Consider the following 21,328-nt stretch of genomic DNA (forward strand, 5'->3'; position numbering starts at 1 on the left):
GGCTTGCCGGCACAGCGGCAGATGTTTCTGCCTACTCAGCCGCGCCCCTGAAAGCACTGGCGCCGGTTTCGAACTGCAGCTTGGCCAGCCGCGCATAGATGCCGCCCTTGGCGACAAGGCTTTGATGCGTGCCTTCCTCGACGATCGAGCCGCCATCCATGACCAGGATCCTGTCGGCCTTCAGCACCGTTGCCAGGCGGTGGGCGATGACGATCGTGGTGCGGCCCTGCATCAGCCGTTCCAGCGCCGTCTGCACCAGCGTCTCGCTTTCGGCGTCGAGGGCGGAGGTGGCCTCGTCGAGCAGCAGGATCGGGGCGTCGCGCAGGATGGCGCGGGCGATCGCAACCCGCTGGCGCTGGCCGCCTGACAGCGTCACGCCGCGCTCGCCGACCTGGCTGTCATAGCCTTTTTCCAGCTTGAGGATGAATTCGTCGGCAAGTGCATCCTTCGCCGCCGTCTCGATTTCGGCCTTGCTGGCTCCCGGCCGGCCGAACCCAATATTGTCACGCGCGCTTGCCGCGAAGATGGTGACGTCCTGCGGCACGATCGCGATGCGCTGGCGGACCGAAACGGGATCAGCCTCGCGCACATCGACGCCATCGATCAGGATCTTGCCTGTTTCGGGATCGTAGAAGCGCAGGATCAGCGAAAACACCGTGCTCTTGCCGGCCCCTGACGGCCCGACGATCGCCACCGTCTCGCCCGGCATGACCTGAAAGCTCAAGCCATGCACGGCGGCACGGTCCGGCCTTGCCGGGTAGGAGAAGGAGACATTGTCGAAGGCGATCGCGCCCTTGGCGACGGCCGGCAGCGGCTTCGGATCGGCGGGAGCCTGGATCGCCGGCTTCTCGGCCAGGATTTCGGTCAGCCGTTCGGCGGCGCCCGCCGCCTGCGCAAGCTCGCCCCAGACTTCCGACAACGCGCCCAACGCGCCGGCGGCGAACACCGAATAGAGCAGGAATTGGCCGAGCGTACCGGGCGATATCGAGCCTTCGAGCACGTCGCGCGAGCCAAACCACAGCACCGCCACGACGGACGAGAAGATGGTGAAAATGGCGAAGAAGGTAAGGAAGGAGCGCGCGAAGATCGAGGAGCGTGCCGCCTCGAAAGCAGCTTCCACCGCGGCCGAGAAATGCCCGGTGACCAGCTTCTCATTGGTAAAGGCCTGCAGCGTGCGCACCGCGCCTATCTGCTCGCTGGCATAGGCGGTGGCATCGGCCAGCGTATCCTGCGCCTGGCGTGATTTGCGCCGCACCGAACGGCCGAAAGCGACCAGCGGCAGGACGATCACGGGTATCGCTGCAATGACCAGGCCCGACAGTTTCGGACTGGTGATGACCATCATCCCCACCGCGCCGAGACCAAGGATGACATTGCGCAGCGCCACCGAGGCCGTCGCTCCGACCGCCGACTTGACCTGTGTCGTGTCGGCGGCAAGCCGCGACACGATCTCGCCGGACTGGGCGGTGTCAAAGAAGGCAGGCGACAGCGTCGTCACATGGGCGAACACATCGCGCCTGATATCGGCGACGACGCGCTCGCCCAGCGTGATGACGAAATAGTAGCGGCCGGCCGACGCCGCCGCCAGCACGGCGGCCATCGCCACCAGGGCGGCGAAATATTCGGCAATGAAGGTGGTGCTGGACGACGAAAAACCATGATCGATCATGCGCCGCACCGCCAGCGGCAGCGCCAGCGTGGTTGCCGCGGCGATGACCAGCGAGATGATGGCGCCGACGACCAGTGTGCGATAGTGCGTGATGTAGGGGAACAGGCGCCGGAGCGGCTTGAGCGAACGCCGGCGCTCGTCTGCGCTGGTGATTTGCGCCATCCCGATGTTTCCTCCAGCCGCCCTTGGGGTCTGCGCCTCAATATGCGCTTGCCGCGGCCTTGTGATTCAATTCCGGCTGATGTATAGGCTCGCCGACCGTTTTAGAAGCCGTGGCTCCTCAATAGCTGCGGCTTCGAGTTTTAAAAAGGGGCGCATCGACGCAGGCTTATGCCCGTCGGCAGCGCCGGCAAGCCAGGAACCGCACCCATGAAGACCGACATCCATCCCGATTACCACACCATCAAGGTCGTCATGACCGACGGCACCGAATACACGACCCGTTCGACCTGGGGCAAGGAAGGCGACACGATGAACCTCGATATCGACCCGACCACCCATCCGGCCTGGACCGGCGGCCAGCAGACCCTGCTCGACCGCGGCGGCCGCCTGTCGAAGTTCAAGAAGCGTTTCGAAGGTTTCGGCATCTAAGCTCGACGACCTTTACGCAGATCAAAAACCCGCCCTTGTGGCGGGTTTTTGTTGACCACGGGGCAGCCTTGGTGGAACGCAATGGTTCTCGGAGGGCAAGATGTTTATTCTCGACGACGATCGATGTTCCAGCCTTAAAGGCGGATACAAGGTGGCCTACGATCCTCGACCGGCCTTGCGAACACTGGCCCTTCGCTATGATGACAAAACGGTCTGGGACGAGCTTTGGAATGAGTTGCATCATCAGGGGGATGTTGGAGACGCGTCTTACGCAGCGGTCGTTGAAATCGTTCGCATCTCCGAAGGTCACGTTCCGGCTTATTGGGGTGCCTATGGTCTGGCCGCAACCATCGAAGAAGCGCGCCTACTCGACGACCGGAACCCGAAGATTCTTGCTTGGATCGAACCGCATTACAGGGCAGCGTGGCGAACGCTTCTGCATTTGGCATTGCGGGATCTGGCAACTTCCACCGATGACGAGACGGTGAACTGCGCATTGTCCGTCGTCGCGCTTTGTCGCGGCCGGTTCAATCTCGGCCGCATGGCGATGTGCACAGAAGATGAACGCGGCGAAATGCTGAAGGACTATTTTGGCCGCTAGTGCACTGTCCTACTCGGCCAGCAATTCTCGCAACGCCATGCGCTTATACGCGGCGACCAGCCTGTCGCCCTCCAGCCGATCGACCGAGATCGCCAGCCGCATGGCGGCTTCGCCCATTTGCCAGATCAGGAACGCCGTCGTTTCCAGCGCCACCGGATCGGCTGCCGGCCGCAGCCGTTTCAGCACCGCGGTCAGAAACTCGGCATTGGCCCGGCTGTCGGCGAGTTCGAGCTGGCGCAGCGCCTTGTCGGCTTGCGTGCCCGACCAGATGTCGCGCATCACCGGTTCGGCCTGGAACAGCCGGTAATAGATATCGACCAGTTCCGAAAACGCCCGGCCCAGCCCTTCGGCGTCGCTGACACCAGCCAGTGCTGCCGAAATGCAGGACTGGCTTTCGGCGGTGTAGCGTTCGGCCAGCGCCCAGATGATCGCCCGCTTGTCCGGAAAGAACTGATAGAGCGACCCGATCGACACCCCTGCCCGTTCCGCCACCTCTCCCATGCGCATGGCGTCGCTGCCTTGCTCGGCGATCAGCGCTGAGGCGGCAGTCAGCATGCGCTCGACCCGCTCGCGGCTGCGCTGCTGGCTGGGCGCCCGGCGCGGCGAAGCAATCTGCTCCCGCGGGGAAACCGGCGCGGCCGTGTCTTCCATGACTGACTCCAATGCCAGCAAAATCGCTTGACTCGCAAAATACGAGGGTTTATCACATTTTGCAAATGTGAGGATTATTCATATTTTAAACAGAGGAAACGGTTATGACTGACCCGACAACCAAACCAATTCTGATCCTCGGCGGCACCGGCAAGACCGGCCGCCGTCTCGCCGAGCGGCTGACGGCGCACGACCTGCCGGTGCGGATCGGCTCGCGCTCCGGTACACCGCGCTTCGACTGGGAAGTCCCAGCGACCTGGGGACCGGCAATCCAAGGCGTCAGCGCCGTCTACATCAGCTACTATCCCGACATCGCCGTGCCGGGCGCCGCTGAAACCGTCGACGCCTTCGCCAGGCTCGCGGTGCAAAACGGTGTCACCCGACTGGTGCTGCTGTCGGGGCGCGGCGAAACGGAAGCCCAGCGCGCCGAAGAGATGCTGAAGGCCTCGGGCGCCGACTGGACCATCCTGCGCTGCGCTTGGTTCTCGCAGAACTTCAGCGAAGGCTTCTTCACCGAGTTGCTGGCTGAAGGCGAAGTGGCGTTGCCGATCGGCAATGTCGGCGAGCCCTTTGTCGATGCCGACGACATCGCCGACGCCGCCTTTGCCGTGCTGACGGAGCCAGGCCATGTCGGCCAACTCTATGAGTTGACCGGGCCGCGGCTGCTGAGCTTCGCAGACGCGGTCGCCGAGATTGCCAAGGCGGCCGGGCGCGACATCCGCTTTGTCAGGATCTCGCATGACGAATTCACTGCCGCTGTCGCGTCGCAGGACCTACCACCCGAATTCGGTTGGCTGCTCAATGAGCTGTTCACCCAGGTGCTCGACGGCCGCAACGAGTCGCTCACCGACGGCATCCAGCGCGTGCTTGGTCGCCAGCCAAGAGACTTCTCCGCCTACGCAACGCAAACCGCCGCAACCGGCATCTGGAGCAACTGACATGATCGCGAAGCTTCTTCCCACCCTCATCTTCATCGCCGCAATCGGCTCAGGCGTCGTCGGCGGCGTCTTCTTTGCTTTCTCCAGCTTCGTCATGCCGGGTCTCGCCCGCATGCCCGCTGCCGGCGGTCTCGCCGCGATGAATTCGATCAATGTCACCGCGGTGACGCCGCTGTTCATGACCGCCCTGTTCGGCACGGCGCTTGTCTGCGTCCTTGTCGCCATCGGCGCGGTGATGGGCTGGAGCCAGCCGGGCTCGCTCTGGCTGATTGCCGGCAGCCTGCTCTATCTCATCGGCATCGTGGTGGTGACGATGATCTTCAACGTCCCGCTGAACGATGCGCTCGCCGCCGTCGATCCGGCCAGCAGCAATGGCGCAAGCCTGTAGTCGCGCTACCTCAATGAATGGGTGATGTGGAACCATGTCCGCACCATCAGCGGCATAGCCGCGCTGGCATCCTTCTGGTTCGCCACGCGTTAATGATGGGATGGGGAGGCACGGATGAAGGATCAGTACTCCAATATGGCCTTCGGCATGGCAATCGGAGTTGGTGTCGGCACGGCGATCGGCACCGCCTTGGATGATCTGCCAATCGGCATCGCTATGGGCATCGCCATCGGCGCCGCCTTCGGAGCGTTGCGACGCAAGTGACGGTGCCGATCTTCAGGCCTTTGTTTTTCGATCCGAATGGCCGAGGTCGCGGTCCGGATCAATGACATCGCGGACCAGTTGCTTCAGTTTGGCCGCGTCCGGAAAGCCGCCGTCGCGCTTGCGATCCCAGACAAGCACGTCATTGCAGGAGATGGTGAAGATGCCGCCGGTGCCGGGCACCAGCGTCACTTCACCAAGGTCCGTGCCGAAGGTCGACAGCAGTTCCTGCGCCATCCAGCCGGCGCGCAGCAGCCACTGGCACTGCGTGCAGTAGGTGATGCGGATGGCGGGGAGGATCTGCTCGCTCATGGGCTGAGCTCCGCTCATGCCGCGCTGAGCTTGGCCATGGTCTCGTCGTCGACTTCGAAGTTGGCGTAGACGCTCTGCACGTCGTCGTCGTCCTCAAGCGTGGCGACCAGCTTCATCAGCGACTGTGCCCGCTCCTCGTCGACCGGAACGTTGTTTTGCGGCCGCCAGATCGGCTTCACCGATTCAGCCTCGCCGAGCGCGCCTTCCAGTGCCTTCGACACTTCGCCCATGTTCTCAAAGCCGCAATAGATGGTGTGGCCTTCCTCGTCGGATTCGACATCGTCGGCGCCGGCTTCGATCGCCGCATCCATGATCTTGTCGGCGCTGCCGGCCGATGCCGGATAGTAGATCTCGCCGGCACGGTCCCACATGAACGACACCGAGCCGGTTTCGCCCATCGCGCCGCCGGCCTTGGTGAAGGCGGCGCGCACATTGGATGCCGAACGGTTGCGGTTGTCGGTCAGCGCCTCGACAATGACGGCGACGCCGCCCGGGCCATAGCCCTCGTAGCGCACGGCTTCGTAGTTCTCGGCATCGCCCATCGAGGCCTTGTTGACGGCGCGCTGGATGTTGTCCTTCGGCATCGACACCGCCTTGGCGTTCTGGATCGCCAGGCGCAAGCGCGGGTTCATCGACGGATCGGGCGTCCCGCTTTTGGCGGCGACGGTGATTTCGCGCGCCAGCTTGGAAAACATTTTAGACCGCACCGCATCCTGGCGGCCCTTGCGGTGCATGATGTTCTTGAACTGTGAATGGCCAGCCATGGCACCCCTGTCGTCTTCTCGGCTAGAGCATCCCGAAGCGAAGTGATCTGACCTCGTTTCCGCAATGCCCGAATTCAAAATTTCAGAGCGTCTCAGGTGCACCTCGTGGAAGCACGGCGTTCTCTGTCGGAATGGCCGGCTTATAGATAAATCGGCTCAATTCGTCCAGCCGCACCGCGCATGCGGCGTAAGACATGACCTGCTGCGGCCGCTCATGCCTCGAGGTCCGACTTCAGCCGGTCGATGATGCTGAGGGCATGCCCGGCATACTGGCTGATCCAGCGGTCGTGGATCTGCTTGATCGGCAGCGCGTTGAGATGGTTCCAGCGCTCGCGGCCGTCGCGCCGCGCAACGATCAGGTCGGCCTCCTCCAACACCTTGAGATGCAGCATCACGGTGCAGCGATCGATGTCGGGAAAGGCCTCGCACAGCATGCCGGTCGTCTTCGGCGTGTCCTTCAGCTGATCCAGCATTTCACGCCGGCGCGGATGCGCCAGCGCCTTGAAAACATTGTCGTCTTGCGATTGGCTTGACATGTTATGTTTCTATAACATATTGTTGGGCCGATCAAGGGAAGGAGTTGTGGATATGTCACTTGGATTCAGTGTCTCCGGACGCATCGGCAAGCCGGTCGCCGACGTCTTCGACGCGGTCGTCAAACCGAAGAAACTGAGCGGCTACTTCACCACGATCGGCGGCGCCAGCGCCCCGCTGGAAGCTGGCGCCGGCGTCGTCTGGTGGGGCAAGGTGCCGGTCGAGGTCGACGAAGTGGTCAAGGACAGCCGCATCGTGCTGCGCTGGGATGCCACCGACGCCGACGGCAAACCCGCCTACAAGACCCGCATCGAGATGAATTTCGAGCCGCTGGACGATGGCGGCACCTTCGTCACCATCGCCGAGAGCGGTTGGCCGGAAGGCGCGGTCGGCCTGAAAAAGTCCTACCTCAATTGCGAGGGCTGGTCGCAGATGCTGGCCTGCATGAAGGCCTATGTCGAATACGGCATCAATTTGCGCGACGGCTACTACCGCGCCGAGATGAAGGGCGAACCCGCCAACGAGACCAATGTTTGAGCGACCCGATATCCGAGCAACAGAAGGAAGATGGAGACCTTGCGATGACGAAAGTATCGCCATTCCTGATGTTCGAGGGCAAGGCCGAAGAGGCAATGATCCTCTATTGCGAGACCATTCCCGGCAGCAGCGTGCTTGACGTCACGAATTACGGCCCCGGCGAAGACGGCCCGCAAGGAACGGTCAAGCTGGCGCGGGTGTCGATCGCTGGGCTGGAAGTCATGGTCTTCAACAGCCCCGTGCACCACGCCTTCACGTTCACGCCATCGGTCTCGCTCTATGTGGACTGTTCCTCAGAAGAAGAGCTGAACCGAATTGTCGGGACGCTGGGCAAGGACGGCGCGTTCCTGATGCCACCGGACAATTACGGCTTCAGCCGCCGTTTCGCATGGCTCAACGACAGGTTCGGGGTCTCCTGGCAGATCAATCTCGCATGACCAGCCTGAGCAAAGGCGACAACAGCCGAACACGACAACGGAGCCAGCTATGACCACGAAAATCACCGGCGGCATCAACATCGCCATGAAGGTACCGCCGCACCAATATGAGGCGACGATCGCCTTCTACCGCGACGTCGTCGGCCTGAAGCCGTTCACAGACAAAGCACCGGCCATCGGCTTCGAGCTTGGCCCCAACCGCCTGTGGATCGATGAGGCGCCGATGATGAGCCAGGCCGAGGTGTGGCTGGAGCTGTTCACCAAGGATTTCCCCATGGCTGCGGATCATTTCGCCAAGGCCGGTGTTGTGCGTTGCGACGCCATTGAGCCCTTGGGCGAGGGCTTCCGCGGCGGCTGGATCACCAACCCTGCCAACATTATTCACATGCTGCGCGAACCGGACGCCTGGTGAGCGCCGAACCCCGAAAGGAGCATCCGATGGACATCCGCGAAAAGCCAACCGCCGAAGCCGGCATGCTGATCCGGCGGCCTGTCGCCCATGTGTTCGAGGCCATCGTCGATCCGGCCATAACCACGAAATTCTGGTTCACCCATGGCAGCGGCCGGCTGGACAGCGGCAAGCAAGTCCTCTGGGAGTGGCGCATGTACGGTGTCTCGACGACCGTCGACGTCAGCGAGATCGTCGCGAATGAAAAGATCGTCATGCAATGGAGCGATCCGCCGACCGCGGTGGTCTGGACCTTCACCGAAATGCCCGACGAGACGACCTTTCTCGAGGTTCGCAATTTTGGCTTCGCCGGGGATGGCGACGAGCAGGTGAAAGAGGCCGTCGGCTCAACCGGCGGCTTCACGCTGGTGCTGGCCGGCGCCAAGGCGTGGCTGGAACAGGGCCTGACGCTCGGCCTGATCGGCGACCGTCACCCGAAGGGCGTGCCAGGACATTAGGTATTCAGGGTCTGCCTCAATGCCCGCCGCCCGACTTCTTACGTCGCCGCGCCAGCATGTTGAGCCCCTCGACCAATGCCGAAAAGCCCATCGCCGCATAGATGTAGCCCTTGGGCACATGGTAGCCCATGCCGTCTGCGATCAGCGTCATGCCGATCATCAGAAGGAAGCCCAGCGCCAGCATGACGATGCTCGGGTTCTTGGCGATGAAGTTGGCCAGCGGCCCGGCCGCCAGCATCATCACGGTGACCGCGACGATCACGGCGATGTACATGATGGCGATCTCGTCGGTCATGCCGACGGCGGTGATGATCGAATCGATCGAGAAGACCAGGTCGAGCAGCAGGATCTGGAAGATCGCGCCGGCAAGGCTGATCTGCAGCGTCTCGCCCATCATCGTATCCTTGTGGTCGTCGGGATCGACGGTGTGATGGATCTCCTTCGTCGCCTTCCAGACCAGGAACAGGCCGCCGGCGATCAGGATCAGGTCGCGCCAGGAAAAACCGTGACCGAAGGCCGTGAACACCGGCGTGGTCAGCTGGACGATGATCGAAATGGTGGCCAGCAGCACCAGCCGCATGATCAGGGCCGCCGAGATGCCGAGCCGGCGGGCACGGGCCCGTTGTGCTTCCGGCAGCTTGTTGGTCAGGATCGAGATGAAGATCAGATTGTCGATGCCGAGCACGACCTCGAGCACAATCAGCGTCAGCAGCGCGACCCAGGCCGTCGGGTCGGAAACAAATTGAAAATGCGGCGCCAGGAATTCGATGAGCTGCATGGAGGTCGTCCCCTCTTTTAACGATCTAGAGCAGTGTCGCCGGCAGTTAGGTACTAAGCGTGCCTATATCAATGTCACGACCAGAAGGACGGTGCGGTTTCCTCCAGCCGTGGCCCGCGACGAAACGGCGCAATCCGCTCGGTCAGCCCTGTGCGGTCTGAAATATCGACGCCGACGCCGCACAAAGTCGCCGGTCCGGTCGCCGCCTCGAAGCGGCCTTTCGGCACCTTCGACAGGAACCGGTTGAGCGGCTCCTCCTTGTCCATGCCGAGCGAGGAATCATAGTCGCCGCACATGCCGGCGTCGGACATATAGCCGGTACCGCCGTTGAGGATCTGGTGATCACCCGTCGGCTGGTGGGTGTGGGTGCCGATGACGAGGCTGGCGCGGCCGTCGACGAAATGCGCGAAGCACATCTTTTCCGAGGTCGCCTCGGCGTGGAAGTCGATAATCACGGCATCCGCCTGCTCGCCGAGCGGACAGGCGGCAAGCTCGCGTTCGCCGGCCTGGAACGGATCGTCGAGCTCGGGATGCATGAACACCCGGCCCATGATGTTGGCGACCAGCACGCGCGCGCCGCTCCTGGCGATATAGACACCGGAGCCGCGCCCGGGCGTGCCCTTGGGAAAGTTGGAGGGACGCAGGAAGCGCTCTTCGCGCGGCGCGAAGGCGAGCGCGTCGCGCTGGTCCCAGACATGATTGCCGGTGGTGACGACATCGGCACCGGCCGCGATCGTCTCGCGAAAGATCTCTTCGGTGATGCCGAAGCCGCCGGCGGCGTTCTCGCCGTTGACGATGACGAAATCGAGTTTGAAGTCGGAGATCAGTCCGGGCAGCTGTTCCCACACCGCCGTGCGTCCTGTCTTTCCAACCATGTCACCGAGGAAGAGAAGTCTCATATGATCCCGCACCGAAGGTCAGCGAAAGCTGCATGACGCCAGTGAAGATCATGCGTCCCTTGTACTTATCTACAATTTTGGCGCGAAGCGGCGCAACCCGCTCTCGGTGAGTATTTCCGCAATGACGACGTCATGTTCCTCATCCGGCACCATTGCCACCTCCTGGCAGTCGAAGGCGATGCCGACCAGCCGCGGCGGCCGGCCCCTGTCGATCAGCTTGGCGATGGCGCGGTCGTAATAGCCGGCACCGTAGCCGATGCGATGGCCGCGCCCATCGAAAGCGGCGAGCGGCACCAGCATCACCGAGGGGTCGAGCACCTCGGCTTCCTCGTGGGGGCCGACCGTGCCGAAACCCATCTCGACCATCGGCGCGCCGCGCACCAGTTCGCGAAAGACGATCGTGGTCTTGTCGAGAATGGCCGGCAGGCAAAGCCGTGCGCCCTTTTCGCGCAAGGCAAACATCAGCGGCCGAACGTCGACTTCCGAACGCATCGGCCAAAAGCCGGAAACGATCTGGCCCGGCTCGACGTGGAGATGATCGCGCGCCGTCTCCGCCATTTCAAGCGCGACCTCCACCCGCCAGAACTCATCGAGCGCGTTGCGGCGTCCGAGGGCCTCACGGCGAAGCTGCTTTTTCAGGTCTTTGAGAGAGGTCATTCAGCCAGGGTAGAAAAGGTCAGATCTGGATGGAGTTTTGGGAGCGACGTTTTCCACCGCAATCATCCACCGAAATGCGGGACGCGTGGCAGTAAGTGACGATCCACACAACCGGTGGAGAGAGCGATCCCGGGAACCTACAAAGTAGGTGGGCGCCGTGTGAGAAAACCCACGGGTCTTCCCAGGGACAGCTCCCTAAGGATCGTTAAGGCCCCGGGGAAAATGTTCTCCTGCCGGGAAGCACAGACCGTCCCGCCCAATATAGGCTGCCGGCCGGCTAAGCGCCAGTGAGACGGGCATATGTTTCCATCAGGGTTCAAGCCCATTCGCCGCGGCCGGCGCACCCTTGCACAGGGTGAGCCGCGTCCTTACGGTTGCCATGACCAACCGAGGAGCAAGAATGCGTTTCGAAGGCACGGCGGCCTATGTCGCCGACAAGGATCTGATGGTGGCCGTCAACGCGGCGATCGCGCTGGAGCGGCCCTTGCTGGTCAAGGGCGAGCCAGGCACTGGCAAGACGGAACTCGCCCGCCAGGTGGCTGCTGCACTCGGCGTCGACCTCATCGAATGGCACGTCAAGTCGACGACGCGGGCGCAGCAGGGCCTGTACGAATATGATGCCGTCTCGCGGCTGCGCGACAGCCAGCTTGGCGACGAGCGCTTCAACGACATCAGGAACTACATCAAACGCGGCAAGCTCTGGGAGGCGTTCGCCGCCGGCAGGAAGATCGTGCTTTTGATCGACGAGATCGACAAGGCCGACATCGAATTCCCCAACGACCTCCTGCAGGAACTCGATCGGATGGAGTTCTTCGTCTACGAGACCGGCGAAACCATCCGCGCCGCCGTCAGGCCGATCGTCATCATCACCTCCAACAACGAGAAGGAGTTGCCGGACGCGTTCCTGCGCCGCTGCTTCTTCCACTACATCCGCTTTCCCGACGTCGACACGCTGCACCGAATCGTCGATGTCCACTATCCCGGCATCAAGCAGAACCTGGTGCGCGCGGCGCTGACCCAGTTCTACGAAATCCGCGACGTGCCCGGCCTGAAGAAGAAGCCGTCGACTTCCGAGGCGCTCGACTGGATAAGGCTGCTGGTCGCCGACGACATCGCGCCGGAAGATCTGCGCGCCGATCCGAAGAACGCCCTGCCCAAGTTGCATGGCGCATTGCTGAAGAACGAGCAGGACGTGCATTTGTTCGAGCGGCTGGCGTTCATGGCACGAAGGCAGCAATAGGTCAGCAGCAGCGCTTTCCCTCCTGTGGACCGTTGCCCGCAGCCGAACAGGCAGGCAGCCTCGGCCAAACCTTCAGAGGAGATGACATGTCTGAGATTATCGTCCGCCCGCTCGCGCAGTCCGACCACGCCGATTGGCGGCGGCTGTGGACCGACTACCTCACCTTCTATGAGACGAAGCTGCCGGAAGAGGTCTATGCCGTCACCTGGAAGCGGCTGTTCACCGAAGGTGAGTTCGAGCCGAAAGGCTTCATCGCCACGCTGGACGGTAAGGCGGTTGGGCTCACCCACTATCTCTACCACCGCTCCGGCTGGTCGGAAAAAAACAATTGCTATCTGCAGGACCTGTTCGCCGACCCTGACGTGCGCGGCAAGGGCATCGGCGCTGCGCTGATCGAGGCGGTGAGACAGGAAGCCGACAAAGTCGGCGTCAAGAACGTCTACTGGATGACGCACGAAACCAACACCACCGCGCGCAAACTCTACGACCATGTCGCGCGCCGCACCGGCTTCATCGAGTATGATCTGCTGTAGATAGACAATGTTCATCCCCTTCTTCCTCGAACTGAAGGCTGCGCGTGTTCCCGTTTCGCTGCGGGAATATCTGTCGCTGCTCGAAGGGCTGGAAGCCGGGCTGGTCGACTATGATGTCGAAGGTTTTTATTACCTCGCCCGTGCGGCGCTGGTGAAGGACGAACGCCATATCGACCGCTTCGACCAGGTGTTCGCGCATGTCTTCAAGGGCATCGAAGCACTGGGCGGGCTGGATGCCGTCGATGTCGCCAACATCCCCGAGGAATGGTTGCGCCGCCTCGCCGAAAAGCACCTGAGCGACGAAGAGAAAAAACTGGTCGAGGCGCTGGGCGGTTTCGAGAAACTGATGGAGACATTGAAACAGCGGCTGCAGGAGCAAAAAGGCCGCCACCAGGGCGGCTCGAAATGGATCGGCACCGGCGGCACCTCGCCGTTCGGCGCCTATGGCTATAATCCCGAAGGCGTGCGCATCGGCCAGCATGAAAGCCGCAACCGTCGCGCCGTGAAAGTCTGGGACAGGCGTGAGTTCAGGAACTTCGACGATGCCGTCGAGCTCGGCACCCGCAACATCAAGATCGCGCTGAAGCGCTTGCGCCGCTGGGTGCGCGAGGGCGCCGAGGAGGAATTCGACCTGCCCGGCACCATCCACGCCACCGCCGAACATGGCTATCTCGACGTGCAGACGCGGCCCGAACGGCGCAACGCGGTGAAGCTTTTGATGTTCTTCGATGTCGGCGGCTCGATGGACGACCACATCAAGAGCGTCGAGGAGCTGTTCTCGGCCGCCCGCGCCGAATTCCGCCAACTCGAATATTTTTATTTCCACAACTGCCTCTATGAGGGCGTGTGGAAGGACAATCGCCGCAGGCATGCCGAGGTGATTCCGACCTCCGACCTCCTTCACAAATACGGTCCGGACTACAAGGTGATCGTCGTCGGCGACGCCTCGATGAGCCCTTATGAGATCGCTCACCCCGGCGGTTCGGTCGAGCACTGGAATCCGGAGGCAGGCAGCGTCTGGCTCGGCCGTCTGCTGCAGCAATGGCCGAACGCGGTATGGCTGAACCCCGAAGACCCCAGGAACTGGGGCTACACCCATTCGATTGCGATGATCCGCGACATCTTCGGCGGCCGCATGTTCCCGCTGACGCTGGCCGGGCTCGAAGGCGCGACCAAGCAGCTTTCAAGGAAGCATTAGTTGTCAGAGGTGCGGAACCATCACCTCAGAGACCATCAATCGTGAAAGTTGGCGCCGCCCCTCACTGTCCTGCCGGACATCTCTCCCCGTAAACGGGGCGAGAGGGCCTGGCCGCTACGCCGGCGCCTTTCTTGCAACGCTGACAATTGGCGAAATCGCGGACGACAGGGCCCCTCGCCCCGTTTACGGGAGAGGATGCCGGCAGGCAGGTGAGGGGCGGCGCAGACGCCTGAAGAAGGGGGAATTCAACCTTGGAACGTCAGACACTGGGCAGTCGTGTAACAAATGCCTATCTTGACGCGAATATCCGGTTGCAATCAACAACGAGCCGGCAAGGCTGAGGAGATCACATGGACACCCATACCTACCCTGTAACTCGCACCGACGCCGAATGGCGCGCCCGGCTGACGCCGGAGCAGTATGCCGTCATGCGCGGTCACGGCACCGAACGGCCGGGAAGCTGCGCCTTGCTCTACGAGAAGCGCGCCGGCACCTTTTCCTGCGCCGGCTGCGACCAGCCCTTGTTCGAATCCAAGCTGAAGTTCGAGAGCGGCACCGGCTGGCCGAGCTTCAACGACCCGGTGCCGGGCTCGGTCGAAAACACCGTCGACCGCAGCTACGGCATGGTTCGCACCGAATGCCATTGCGCCCGCTGCGGCAGCCATCTCGGCCATGTCTTCGAGGACGGTCCGCCGCCGACCGGCCTGCGCTATTGCATCAACGGGGTGGCGCTGAAATTCGAGCCTTCGGCCTGAGCCATCCGGGTTCGACACTATGAAAGGGCGGCATCTGTCGCCCTTTTCGTTTAAGTATCCATTGCCCCCTCTGGGCAGACGATCAGACCACGATCATCGCCACCAGCCACAGCGTGGCGCCCAGCGTCATCATCCAGGCCTTGGCCCCGGGAATCTTTTCGGTGGTCCGCCACACCGCCAAGGTCAGGAACAGGCTGTAGGGCACCGACGCGAAATGCACTGCCAGCACAAGCCCGAGCGGCAACTTCAATCCGAGCAGAACGAGCGCCAGCACCGATGCGGCGATGCTGACCGCGGTGCCGACGAGGACAAGGTCGCGCCAGAACAGCCGGTCGAGCGGCACCTGGCCTTGCCAGCGTGAGCGGAAAAAGGAGCCGATACCCTCTGGCAACACCGGATGTCTATCCCTGCCTCAGGACTTCGGTTACCGCGCGCTCGATACGCGAGCATTCGGTCACCAGCCAGTCGGCCATGGCTGGCCAGTTGTCCTCGGCATAGCAGTTCACCCGCCACATCGAATTGATGCCGAGGTCCTCGCAACTCTGTTCCGGCCTGAGCTTCAGCCTGGCTTCGATATCAGGCTGAAACGGCTTCAGCCGCGACCACGCCTGCGTGGCGCCGAACTTCTCGTTGCGACCGAAGAAGACGCCGACCTGGCTCTGCGCCGGCGCGACATACATGGAAAGAACCAAGGCGAAGTCGGGCAGCCCACGCTGCCAGAACCAGGGTCCGCGCCTCGCCATCAGAGCCCTTTCTTCCGGATGCCGCTCGGCGAACAGCGTCCAGAAGCCGCGCTGGCGGAATTCAGAGGCGCGGCGGGCGCCGAAGTCGAATTCGCTCATGGCTCAAACCGTATCTCCCGGCAACCGCGTCGGTGCCGGGGCCGGCTAGTCTTACACCATGCCGAGTGCGGCCTTGTATAGATCGAGGATGGTTTCCTCTTCCTGACGCTCGGCCTGGTCCTTCTTGCGCAGCCGGATGATCGTGCGCATCGCCTTGGTGTCGAAGCCGGTGCCCTTGGCCTCGGCGAACACTTCCTTGATGTCGTCGGAAATCGTCTTCTTCTCTTCCTCGAGCCGCTCTATGCGCTCGATGAAGGCACGCAGCTGGCCGGCGGCAACAGTCTGGCTGGTATCGGTGATATCGTCGGCCATATTTTTCTCCAAAAGCATCGGCTCCGCGACTCGCGGACGACTGCGGCAAAATTTGAGCCGGTTCGATGCCCGACCGGCGGCGGCGGGTCAAGCCGTTATCGACCAAGCCACAAGGGGCTGCCGCCAGAAGCCGACAGCCAGTCCGTTTTGCGAACTCTAATTGAAAGCGATCAGCAGATCCTTGGCATCGATCTGGTCGCCTGCCTTGACCAGCACCTCGGCGACCGTGCCGTCGCGCTCGGCATGCAGCGCCGTCTCCATCTTCATCGCTTCGATGGAAAGCAGCACGTCACCGGCCTTCACAGCCTGGCCGGCAGCCACCGAAAGCGCCGAGACGACGCCCGGCATCGGTGCGCCGACATGCGCCTCGTTGCCGGGTTCGGCCTTGCGGCGGGCCTTGGCGGCGGACGCGCCATGCGCCCGGTCGGGCACCTTGACACGACGCGGCTGGCCGTTGAGCTCGAAGAACACGGTGACCATGCCCTTCTCGTCGACATCGCCGATGGCCAGGCAGCGCACCACCAGCGTCTTGCCCTTCTCGATGTCGACGAAGATCTCGTCTTCCGGCTTCATGCCGTAGAAATAGGTCGGCGTCGGCAGGACGCTGACCGGCCCATAGGTTTCCTGCGCGCCGGCGAAATCCGTGAACACCTTCGGATACATCAGCCACGAGGCGAATTCGAACTCCGACAGCTTGCGCTCGAGCTTCTCCTCGATTTCCTTGCGGTTGGCCTTGAGGTCGGCTGGCTTGAGCAGCGAACCGGGCCGCACCGTGATCGGCTTGTCGCCCTTCAGCGCCTTCCTCTGCAGCGCCGTCGGCCACCCGCCTGGCGACTGGCCAAGATCGCCGCGCAGCATCGAGACGACCGAGTCCGGAAAGGCGATATCCTTGTCCGGGTTTTCGACATCGGCAACGGTCAGGTCCTGACTGACCATCATCAATGCCATGTCGCCGACGACCTTGGAGGACGGCGTCACCTTGACGATGTCGCCGAACATCAGATTGACGTCGTGATAGGTCTGCGCCACCTCGTGCCAGCGCGTCTCCAGTCCGAGCGAGCGCGCCTGTTCCTTCAGATTGGTGAACTGCCCGCCCGGCATCTCGTGCAGATAGACTTCCGAAGCCGGCCCCTTGAGGTCGCTTTCGAAGGCGGCGTACTGGTTGCGCACCGCTTCCCAGTAGAACGAGATCTTCCTGATCCATTGCGGGTCGAGACCGGGGTCGCGTTCTGTGCCCTTCAGCGCCTCGACGAGCGAGCCAAGGCATGGCTGCGAGGTGTTGCCGGAGAAAGCATCCATCGCCGCGTCTATGGCGTCGACGCCGCTTTCCACCGCCGCCAGCACCGTCGCCGCCGACAGGCCCGACGTGTCGTGGGTGTGGAAATGGATCGGCAGGTCGGTCGCCTCGCGCAGCTCCTTGAACAGCACGCGTGCCGCCGCCGGCTTCAACAGTCCGGCCATGTCCTTGACGGCGATGATGTGGGCGCCGGCCGCCTGCAATTCCTTGGCCAGGCCGACATAGTATTTGAGGTCGTATTTCGCCCGCGCCGGATCGAGGATGTCGCCGGTATAGCAGATCGCCGCTTCGATCAGCTTGCCCTCGGCGCCGACCGCATCCATGGCGACGCGCATGTTGTCAACCCAGTTCAGGCAATCGAAGACCCGGAACAGGTCGATGCCACCGCTTGCTGCCTGCTTGACGAAATGCTGCACGACATTGTCGGGATAGTTGGTGTAGCCGACGCCATTGGCGCCGCGCAGCAGCATCTGCAACAGCAGATTGGGCGCCGCCTCGCGCACCAGCGACAGCCGCTCCCACGGATCCTCGGTGAGGAAGCGCATGGCGACGTCGAAGGTGGCGCCACCCCAGCATTCCAGCGATAGAAGCTGCGGCAAGGCACGCGCATAGGTACCGGCGATGCCGGCAATGTCATGCGTTCGCACACGGGTGGCGAGCAACGACTGGTGGCCATCGCGCATCGTCGTGTCGGTGACCAGCACTTGCCTCTGATCGCGCATCCAGGCGGCGAACTTCTCCGGCCCGAGCACATCCAGCTTCTGCTTGCTGCCGCCGGGCACATTGCCGTTGAGGTAAGGCACCACGGGTGCGGCCGCATCGGCCTTCGGCTGCGGCCGGCCGCGCGTCTCGGGATGGCCGTTGACGCTGACGTCGGCGAGATAGTTGATGAGCTTGGTGGCGCGGTCCTGGCGCTTGACCTGCTGGAACAGTTCCGGCGTCGTGTCGATGAACTTGGTCGTGTAGGAATTGTCGGCGAAGCTCGGATGGTTGATGATCGCTTCGAGGAAGGTCAGGTTGGTGGCGACGCCGCGGATGCGGAACTCGCGCAGCGCCCGGTTCATGCGGGCGATGGTCTCGGCCGGCGTCGGCGCCCACGCCGTCACCTTCTCCAGCAGCGGATCGTAGAAGCGGGTGATGACAGCGCCCGAATAGGCGGTGCCGCCATCGAGGCGGATGCCGAAGCCTGTTGCGCCGCGATAGGCGGTGATGCGGCCGTAATCGGGGATGAAATTGTGTTCGGGATCTTCCGTGGTGATGCGGCACTGCAGCGCGTGGCCGTTCAGCCTTATGTCCTTCTGCGCCGGCACGCCTGATTCCGGTGTGCCGATGGCAAAGCCGTCGAGGATGTGGATCTGCGCCTTGACGATGTCGATGCCGGTGACCTGCTCGGTGACGGTGTGCTCGACCTGGATGCGCGGATTGACCTCGATGAAATAGAATTTGCCGGTGTCGGCATCCTGCAGGAACTCGACCGTGCCGGCGCCGATGTAACTGGTCTCGCGGGCGATCTTCAGCGCATGGCCGCAAAGCTCCTCGCGCTGCGACATTTCGAGATAGGGCGCCGGCGCTCGCTCGACGACCTTCTGGTTGCGGCGCTGGATCGAACAGTCGCGCTCGAACAGGTGCACCGCATTGCCGTGGGTGTCGCCCAGCACCTGCACCTCGACATGGCGGGCGCGTTCGATCAGCTTTTCAAGATAGACCTCGTCCTTGCCGAAGGCGGCTTTCGCCTCGCGCTTGCCCTCGGTGACTTCACGGGCAAGGTCGGCTTCGGCGCGGATGGCGCGCATGCCGCGGCCGCCGCCGCCCCATGACGCCTTCAGCATCACCGGATAGCCGATTCCCTTGGCCAGTTTCTTGACCGCCTCCATGTCATCCGGCAACGGATCGGTGGCGGGGATCACCGGCACCCCGACCTCGATGGCGAGATTGCGCGCCGCGACCTTGTTGCCGAGCCGCCGCATTGTGTCCGGCTTCGGCCCGATGAAGGTAATGCCGGCTTCGGCACAGGCGTCGGCGAATTCGGGACTTTCCGACAACAATCCGTAGCCGGGATGAATAGCATCGGCACCCGACAGCCTGGCGACGCGGATCACCTCCTCGATCGACAGATAGCTTTCGATCGGCCCCATGTCCCGGGTCAGATGCGGCCCGCGTCCGACCTGGTAGCTCTCGTCGGCCTTGAAGCGATGCAGGGAGTATTTGTCTTCCTCGGCCCAGATCGCCACGGTTTTGAGGCCGAGTTCGTTGGCCGCGCGAAAAACGCGAATGGCGATTTCGGACCGGTTGGCGACGAGGATCTTCGTGATGGCCAAGGACTGGGCTCCAGCAACGGAAGGAAGAGAAATCGGCGCAATGATTAGCGTGAAAATGCTGCAGTGCAAACAAAATTGACGTGCGTTTAAACCGATTGAAATGGAATCATTGCGCCAGAAGCCCTTCGCATTCATCCGAACAGCAAGAAAAGCGCCGGCTTTGCAGTTAGCGCACGATCATTCACCGGCTAAGGACCCGGCTCTGTCGGCCGCCCCCTGAACGTGATGGGAAAAGAAAATGCCCGGCGCGAGGCGCCGGGCATCCGTAAACGGTCTGGAGACTGACGCTTACATCTTCTGGATGTAGGTGTACTTGCCGTCGTCGCCCTTCTTCCATTCGTACATGACGTAGCCGGGCAGCGTCGGGTCGCCCTTGGCGTCATAGGACAGGTCGCCGAGCACGGTCTTGAACGGGCCGTTTTCATGCAGCGCCTTGGCAACTGCCTGCGGGTCGTTCGACTTGGCAACGGTCGCTGCTTCGGCAAGCGCCTGCACGGCAGCGTAGGCGTAGAGCGTATAGGCTTCCGGCTCGAAACCCTGCGCACGGAACTTCTCGACGAGTTCCTTGTTGGCAGGGATCAGGCGCGGATCCGGGCCGAACGTGTTGAGCGTCCCCGCAACCGCGTCGCCCGCGATCGAAGCCAGCTCGTTCGACACGATGCCGTCGCCGGAAATCAGCGTCGCCTTGAGGCCCTGGTCGGCCGCCTGGCGGATGATCAGGCCGGCTTCGGTATGCAGGCCGCCCCAATAGATGATGGAAACGCCGGCTTCCTTCATCTTGGCGATCAGCGCCGAGAAGTCCTTGTCGCCGACATTGATGCCTTCGTACATGACTTCCGTCACGCCGGCGGCGTTCATCGCCTTCTTGGTTTCGTCGGCAAGGCCCTGGCCGTAGGTGGTCTTGTCGTGCACGACGGCGATCTTGGCGTCCTTGAAGTTTGCGGCGAGATAAGCGCCGGCGATGCTACCCTGCTGGTCATCGCGCCCGCAGGTGCGGAACACGTTCCACAAGCCGCGCTCGGTGAGCTGCGGGTTGGTGGCAGCCGGGGTGATCTCGACGATGTTGTTTTCCGCATAGACTTCCGACGCCGGGATCGAGACGCCCGAGTTGAAGTGGCCGACCACGAACTTGACGCCGTCGCCGACGAACTTGTTGGCAACCGAGATGCCCTGCTTCGGATCGGAGACATCGTCGCCGACTTCGAGCTTGATCTGCTCGCCGTTGATGCCGCCCTTGGCATTGATGTCGGCGACAGCCGCTTCCGCACCCTTCTGAAGCTGTGCGCCGAAGGCGGCATTCGGACCGGTGATCGGGCCGGCAACGCCGAACATTACATCGGCCCACGCGTTGCCGCCGAACGCGACAAGCGCGGTCAGGGCTACGGCGGACAAAAGTGACTTTTTCATTTAAACGCTCCCATTTACGGAGTGGGCGTGGATGAAGCTTTCATGCGATGCCCACCCTTATCGCAGAAAGCATAGTTTGCCGATTTTCAGGCACTTGTCACGCCGATTCAATTCCGAGGCGGCGTTAATGATGAACGTCAACCTTTCGGTTTCCAGCTCAAGATTGAAGCTCTTTCGTAGAGCCAATTATACTGTGTCACCATCTGGTTGGTGCGCGTGTATTGATAGCCGACGAAGCCGAGGATCATCAGCACGATGGTGTCGACGACATAATAGTGCAGCGAGAACATGGTGCCGCCGAACAGCGCGTGATGGATGAAGCGGATCGCGATGCCGAGGCCCAGCATATAGGCGAACAGCTGGATGAAGCTGCGCCACGTCTGAGCACTGGCCTTGCCCGTCATCCACGCCGCCCAGCCGCCGAGCAGACAGGTGACGAAGAAGAACTGCCAGATCGAGGGTTCCTCATAAAGAATGCCCTGCATGGTGAAGTCTCCTTAGCA

Annotated in this window: 26 protein-coding genes, 1 other RNA gene and 1 pseudogene; 13 read left to right on the top strand and 15 right to left on the bottom strand. The window is 62.5% G+C overall.

Features of this window, described 5'->3' with window-relative positions; genetic code table 11:
• Nucleotides 1-31 precede the first annotated feature (31 nt).
• Entirely contained in the window at nucleotides 32-1,831 is a 1,800-nt protein-coding gene (locus AC0L24_RS19330; protein WP_127809007.1) for an ABC transporter transmembrane domain-containing protein, read from the bottom strand.
• 207 nt (nucleotides 1,832-2,038) lie between these two features.
• On the opposite strand from AC0L24_RS19330, the gene rpmE reads away from it, so the two are divergent.
• Together rpmE and AC0L24_RS19340 are read left to right on the top strand one after the other, a co-directional pair.
• Entirely contained in the window at nucleotides 2,039-2,260 is a 222-nt protein-coding gene (rpmE, locus tag AC0L24_RS19335; RefSeq protein ID WP_013529118.1) for a 50S ribosomal protein L31, read from the top strand.
• Nucleotides 2,261-2,360: 100 nt separating this feature from the next.
• Nucleotides 2,361-2,861: a hypothetical protein gene (locus AC0L24_RS19340; protein ID WP_127809006.1), complete on the top strand. Its 501-nt coding sequence runs from the start codon at nucleotides 2,361-2,363 to the stop codon at nucleotides 2,859-2,861.
• Between the two features lie 9 nt (nucleotides 2,862-2,870).
• Here AC0L24_RS19340 and AC0L24_RS19345 read toward each other — a convergent pair whose 3' ends face one another.
• Nucleotides 2,871-3,512 carry a TetR/AcrR family transcriptional regulator gene (locus AC0L24_RS19345; protein WP_292702651.1) on the bottom strand — a complete coding sequence of 214 codons (642 nt, stop codon included), beginning with the start codon at nucleotides 3,510-3,512 and terminating at the stop codon, nucleotides 2,871-2,873.
• 104 nt (nucleotides 3,513-3,616) lie between these two features.
• Here AC0L24_RS19345 and AC0L24_RS19350 point away from each other — a divergent pair, with 104 nt between their 5' ends.
• From AC0L24_RS19350 to AC0L24_RS19360, 3 genes and pseudogenes are all read left to right on the top strand, one after another.
• Complete coding sequence (locus tag AC0L24_RS19350; RefSeq protein ID WP_292702594.1) at nucleotides 3,617-4,450, top strand: NAD(P)H-binding protein; 834 nt, start codon at nucleotides 3,617-3,619, stop codon at nucleotides 4,448-4,450.
• 1 nt (nucleotide 4,451) lies between these two features.
• Nucleotides 4,452-4,931, top strand: a pseudogene (locus tag AC0L24_RS19355) (anthrone oxygenase family protein).
• 21 nt (nucleotides 4,932-4,952) lie between these two features.
• Nucleotides 4,953-5,102, top strand: coding sequence for a glycine zipper domain-containing protein (locus AC0L24_RS19360; protein WP_292702657.1), 150 nt, complete (start codon nucleotides 4,953-4,955; stop codon nucleotides 5,100-5,102).
• A 12-nt stretch (nucleotides 5,103-5,114) separates the two neighbouring features.
• On the opposite strand, the gene AC0L24_RS19365 is transcribed toward AC0L24_RS19360, so the two are convergent.
• From AC0L24_RS19365 to AC0L24_RS19375, 3 genes are all read right to left on the bottom strand, one after another.
• Entirely contained in the window at nucleotides 5,115-5,411 is a 297-nt protein-coding gene (locus tag AC0L24_RS19365) for an Rdx family protein (protein WP_127218697.1), read from the bottom strand.
• A gap of 14 nt (nucleotides 5,412-5,425) precedes the next feature.
• The gene (locus tag AC0L24_RS19370) at nucleotides 5,426-6,175 is read right to left on the bottom strand and encodes a YebC/PmpR family DNA-binding transcriptional regulator (RefSeq protein WP_023811824.1); all 750 of its coding nucleotides are present in this window, start codon (nucleotides 6,173-6,175) and stop codon (nucleotides 5,426-5,428) included.
• Nucleotides 6,176-6,387: 212 nt separating this feature from the next.
• Complete coding sequence (locus AC0L24_RS19375) at nucleotides 6,388-6,711, bottom strand: ArsR/SmtB family transcription factor (RefSeq protein WP_127399198.1); 324 nt, start codon at nucleotides 6,709-6,711, stop codon at nucleotides 6,388-6,390.
• Nucleotides 6,712-6,763: 52 nt separating this feature from the next.
• Between AC0L24_RS19375 and AC0L24_RS19380 the strand changes: the two genes are divergently transcribed.
• From AC0L24_RS19380 to AC0L24_RS19395, 4 genes are read left to right on the top strand one after another with little or no spacing between them, the layout of a single operon-like run.
• On the top strand, nucleotides 6,764-7,246 hold the full coding sequence (locus AC0L24_RS19380; protein ID WP_473564063.1) for an SRPBCC domain-containing protein: 483 nt from the start codon (nucleotides 6,764-6,766) through the stop codon (nucleotides 7,244-7,246).
• Nucleotides 7,247-7,290: 44 nt separating this feature from the next.
• Nucleotides 7,291-7,683, top strand: a complete 393-nt coding sequence (locus AC0L24_RS19385; protein WP_127809000.1) for a VOC family protein — start codon at nucleotides 7,291-7,293, stop codon at nucleotides 7,681-7,683.
• Nucleotides 7,684-7,732: 49 nt separating this feature from the next.
• The gene (locus tag AC0L24_RS19390; protein WP_127269214.1) at nucleotides 7,733-8,095 is read left to right on the top strand and encodes a hypothetical protein; all 363 of its coding nucleotides are present in this window, start codon (nucleotides 7,733-7,735) and stop codon (nucleotides 8,093-8,095) included.
• A 26-nt stretch (nucleotides 8,096-8,121) separates the two neighbouring features.
• Nucleotides 8,122-8,589 (top strand): SRPBCC family protein, encoded by a 468-nt coding sequence (locus tag AC0L24_RS19395; RefSeq protein WP_127808999.1) that lies wholly within the window; start codon nucleotides 8,122-8,124, stop codon nucleotides 8,587-8,589.
• Nucleotides 8,590-8,605: 16 nt separating this feature from the next.
• Here the strand turns inward: AC0L24_RS19395 and AC0L24_RS19400 are convergent, their stop codons facing one another.
• From AC0L24_RS19400 to ssrS, 4 genes are all read right to left on the bottom strand, one after another.
• On the bottom strand, nucleotides 8,606-9,367 hold the full coding sequence (locus tag AC0L24_RS19400; RefSeq protein WP_127269216.1) for a TerC family protein: 762 nt from the start codon (nucleotides 9,365-9,367) through the stop codon (nucleotides 8,606-8,608).
• 74 nt (nucleotides 9,368-9,441) lie between these two features.
• Nucleotides 9,442-10,266: a TIGR00282 family metallophosphoesterase gene (locus AC0L24_RS19405; protein ID WP_127319132.1), complete on the bottom strand. Its 825-nt coding sequence runs from the start codon at nucleotides 10,264-10,266 to the stop codon at nucleotides 9,442-9,444.
• 69 nt (nucleotides 10,267-10,335) lie between these two features.
• The gene (locus AC0L24_RS19410; protein WP_473564065.1) at nucleotides 10,336-10,923 is read right to left on the bottom strand and encodes a 5-formyltetrahydrofolate cyclo-ligase; all 588 of its coding nucleotides are present in this window, start codon (nucleotides 10,921-10,923) and stop codon (nucleotides 10,336-10,338) included.
• A 96-nt stretch (nucleotides 10,924-11,019) separates the two neighbouring features.
• Nucleotides 11,020-11,175: non-coding RNA, 6S RNA (gene ssrS / locus AC0L24_RS19415), on the bottom strand.
• A 148-nt stretch (nucleotides 11,176-11,323) separates the two neighbouring features.
• Between ssrS and AC0L24_RS19420 the strand changes: the two genes are divergently transcribed.
• The 4 genes from AC0L24_RS19420 (at nucleotide 11,324) to msrB (ending at nucleotide 14,649) form a co-directional block, all read left to right on the top strand.
• Entirely contained in the window at nucleotides 11,324-12,163 is an 840-nt protein-coding gene (locus AC0L24_RS19420; protein ID WP_127808998.1) for an AAA family ATPase, read from the top strand.
• An 86-nt stretch (nucleotides 12,164-12,249) separates the two neighbouring features.
• Nucleotides 12,250-12,696, top strand: a complete 447-nt coding sequence (locus AC0L24_RS19425; protein ID WP_127808997.1) for a GNAT family N-acetyltransferase — start codon at nucleotides 12,250-12,252, stop codon at nucleotides 12,694-12,696.
• 7 nt (nucleotides 12,697-12,703) lie between these two features.
• Nucleotides 12,704-13,894, top strand: coding sequence for a vWA domain-containing protein (locus AC0L24_RS19430; RefSeq protein ID WP_127808996.1), 1,191 nt, complete (start codon nucleotides 12,704-12,706; stop codon nucleotides 13,892-13,894).
• Nucleotides 13,895-14,244: 350 nt separating this feature from the next.
• The gene (gene msrB / locus AC0L24_RS19435; RefSeq protein WP_127270383.1) at nucleotides 14,245-14,649 is read left to right on the top strand and encodes a peptide-methionine (R)-S-oxide reductase MsrB; all 405 of its coding nucleotides are present in this window, start codon (nucleotides 14,245-14,247) and stop codon (nucleotides 14,647-14,649) included.
• Nucleotides 14,650-14,731: 82 nt separating this feature from the next.
• On the opposite strand, the gene AC0L24_RS19440 is transcribed toward msrB, so the two are convergent.
• The 6 genes from AC0L24_RS19440 to AC0L24_RS19465 form a co-directional block, all read right to left on the bottom strand.
• Nucleotides 14,732-15,043: a hypothetical protein gene (locus tag AC0L24_RS19440; protein WP_127270382.1), complete on the bottom strand. Its 312-nt coding sequence runs from the start codon at nucleotides 15,041-15,043 to the stop codon at nucleotides 14,732-14,734.
• A gap of 7 nt (nucleotides 15,044-15,050) precedes the next feature.
• Nucleotides 15,051-15,491 (bottom strand): hypothetical protein, encoded by a 441-nt coding sequence (locus AC0L24_RS19445; protein ID WP_127327606.1) that lies wholly within the window; start codon nucleotides 15,489-15,491, stop codon nucleotides 15,051-15,053.
• Between the two features lie 51 nt (nucleotides 15,492-15,542).
• Complete coding sequence (locus AC0L24_RS19450) at nucleotides 15,543-15,803, bottom strand: DUF2312 domain-containing protein (RefSeq protein ID WP_013529099.1); 261 nt, start codon at nucleotides 15,801-15,803, stop codon at nucleotides 15,543-15,545.
• Between the two features lie 156 nt (nucleotides 15,804-15,959).
• A complete protein-coding gene (gene pyc / locus AC0L24_RS19455; protein WP_127808995.1) occupies nucleotides 15,960-19,418 on the bottom strand; it encodes a pyruvate carboxylase in 3,459 nt (1,152 codons plus the stop codon).
• A gap of 288 nt (nucleotides 19,419-19,706) precedes the next feature.
• Nucleotides 19,707-20,825 (bottom strand): branched-chain amino acid ABC transporter substrate-binding protein, encoded by a 1,119-nt coding sequence (locus tag AC0L24_RS19460; RefSeq protein WP_127382923.1) that lies wholly within the window; start codon nucleotides 20,823-20,825, stop codon nucleotides 19,707-19,709.
• Nucleotides 20,826-20,962: 137 nt separating this feature from the next.
• Complete coding sequence (locus tag AC0L24_RS19465; protein WP_127320415.1) at nucleotides 20,963-21,310, bottom strand: DUF6867 family protein; 348 nt, start codon at nucleotides 21,308-21,310, stop codon at nucleotides 20,963-20,965.
• Between the last annotated feature and the right edge of the window lie 18 nt (nucleotides 21,311-21,328).

It is taken from the genome of Mesorhizobium sp. WSM4809, from assembly GCF_055811655.1.

Excerpts from the sequence above, each read along its gene's own strand:
- AC0L24_RS19330 (WP_127809007.1), bottom strand. The coding sequence starts at position 1,831 with ATGGCGCAAATCACCAGCGCAGACGAGCGCCGGCGTTCGCTCAAGCCG.
- rpmE (WP_013529118.1), top strand. The coding sequence starts at position 2,039 with ATGAAGACCGACATCCATCCCGATTACCACACCATCAAGGTCGTCATG.
- AC0L24_RS19340 (WP_127809006.1), top strand. The coding sequence starts at position 2,361 with ATGTTTATTCTCGACGACGATCGATGTTCCAGCCTTAAAGGCGGATAC.
- AC0L24_RS19345 (WP_292702651.1), bottom strand. The coding sequence starts at position 3,512 with ATGGAAGACACGGCCGCGCCGGTTTCCCCGCGGGAGCAGATTGCTTCG.
- AC0L24_RS19350 (WP_292702594.1), top strand. The coding sequence starts at position 3,617 with ATGACTGACCCGACAACCAAACCAATTCTGATCCTCGGCGGCACCGGC.
- AC0L24_RS19360 (WP_292702657.1), top strand. The coding sequence starts at position 4,953 with ATGAAGGATCAGTACTCCAATATGGCCTTCGGCATGGCAATCGGAGTT.
- AC0L24_RS19365 (WP_127218697.1), bottom strand. The coding sequence starts at position 5,411 with ATGAGCGAGCAGATCCTCCCCGCCATCCGCATCACCTACTGCACGCAG.
- AC0L24_RS19370 (WP_023811824.1), bottom strand. The coding sequence starts at position 6,175 with ATGGCTGGCCATTCACAGTTCAAGAACATCATGCACCGCAAGGGCCGC.
- AC0L24_RS19375 (WP_127399198.1), bottom strand. The coding sequence starts at position 6,711 with ATGTCAAGCCAATCGCAAGACGACAATGTTTTCAAGGCGCTGGCGCAT.
- AC0L24_RS19380 (WP_473564063.1), top strand. The coding sequence starts at position 6,764 with ATGTCACTTGGATTCAGTGTCTCCGGACGCATCGGCAAGCCGGTCGCC.
- AC0L24_RS19385 (WP_127809000.1), top strand. The coding sequence starts at position 7,291 with ATGACGAAAGTATCGCCATTCCTGATGTTCGAGGGCAAGGCCGAAGAG.
- AC0L24_RS19390 (WP_127269214.1), top strand. The coding sequence starts at position 7,733 with ATGACCACGAAAATCACCGGCGGCATCAACATCGCCATGAAGGTACCG.
- AC0L24_RS19395 (WP_127808999.1), top strand. The coding sequence starts at position 8,122 with ATGGACATCCGCGAAAAGCCAACCGCCGAAGCCGGCATGCTGATCCGG.
- AC0L24_RS19400 (WP_127269216.1), bottom strand. The coding sequence starts at position 9,367 with ATGCAGCTCATCGAATTCCTGGCGCCGCATTTTCAATTTGTTTCCGAC.
- AC0L24_RS19405 (WP_127319132.1), bottom strand. The coding sequence starts at position 10,266 with ATGAGACTTCTCTTCCTCGGTGACATGGTTGGAAAGACAGGACGCACG.
- AC0L24_RS19410 (WP_473564065.1), bottom strand. The coding sequence starts at position 10,923 with ATGACCTCTCTCAAAGACCTGAAAAAGCAGCTTCGCCGTGAGGCCCTC.
- AC0L24_RS19420 (WP_127808998.1), top strand. The coding sequence starts at position 11,324 with ATGCGTTTCGAAGGCACGGCGGCCTATGTCGCCGACAAGGATCTGATG.
- AC0L24_RS19425 (WP_127808997.1), top strand. The coding sequence starts at position 12,250 with ATGTCTGAGATTATCGTCCGCCCGCTCGCGCAGTCCGACCACGCCGAT.
- AC0L24_RS19430 (WP_127808996.1), top strand. The coding sequence starts at position 12,704 with ATGTTCATCCCCTTCTTCCTCGAACTGAAGGCTGCGCGTGTTCCCGTT.
- msrB (WP_127270383.1), top strand. The coding sequence starts at position 14,245 with ATGGACACCCATACCTACCCTGTAACTCGCACCGACGCCGAATGGCGC.
- AC0L24_RS19445 (WP_127327606.1), bottom strand. The coding sequence starts at position 15,491 with ATGAGCGAATTCGACTTCGGCGCCCGCCGCGCCTCTGAATTCCGCCAG.
- AC0L24_RS19450 (WP_013529099.1), bottom strand. The coding sequence starts at position 15,803 with ATGGCCGACGATATCACCGATACCAGCCAGACTGTTGCCGCCGGCCAG.
- AC0L24_RS19460 (WP_127382923.1), bottom strand. The coding sequence starts at position 20,825 with ATGAAAAAGTCACTTTTGTCCGCCGTAGCCCTGACCGCGCTTGTCGCG.
- AC0L24_RS19465 (WP_127320415.1), bottom strand. The coding sequence starts at position 21,310 with ATGCAGGGCATTCTTTATGAGGAACCCTCGATCTGGCAGTTCTTCTTC.